Annotated in this window: 1 protein-coding gene; it reads right to left on the reverse strand. The window is 48.3% G+C overall.

The features are described from left to right. A partial coding sequence (locus tag DW826_RS18020) for an LPD28 domain-containing protein (RefSeq protein ID WP_347472440.1) occupies positions 1–503 on the reverse strand: 503 nt, incomplete at both ends.

Raw genomic sequence — 503 nt, forward strand, 5'->3', positions numbered from 1 at the left:
CATTCTTTAAAATGATTAACATTTTGGAATGCTGAGTATAAAGCCTCCACTTCTTCCGTGTGACGATCTTTCCTCTGTTTCTGCAAAAACTGGGAGAGGGTAGAAAAGCCACCGGTAAAATTCAGCCCTTTTTCCTCGGTCAGCATCAAGCGTCCATCTTCCGTCAGTTCCAACGGCTCTGTCATCAGAACGGAGCCTGCATGGTTTACAACCACTCGTTCTTCCACACAGACCGGATCTCCAGGATCGTAGTCAGAACCGCGCAGGTCATAGCAATAAACGCCCTCTGGCAGATTATCGCGAGCAATCCGTCCGTTGGAGAACAGACCAAGTTTATCAAACAGCTCGATCTCCTGATATTGCTCGTCATTGGCAATCTGGATCTTTTTCTGATTGTGGAGCTTGCTGTGAGCAATCTCGTGAACCGTGGCCGAAACCGTCTGCACCTCGCTCATGCCCTGACGAATGGCAATTTTCTGATGATCGGCAGAAAAATAGCCGTC

It is taken from the genome of Clostridium sp. AM34-11AC (genome assembly GCF_003435375.1).
GTDB classification, from domain to species: Bacteria; Bacillota; Clostridia; order Lachnospirales; family Lachnospiraceae; genus Pilosibacter; species Pilosibacter fragilis.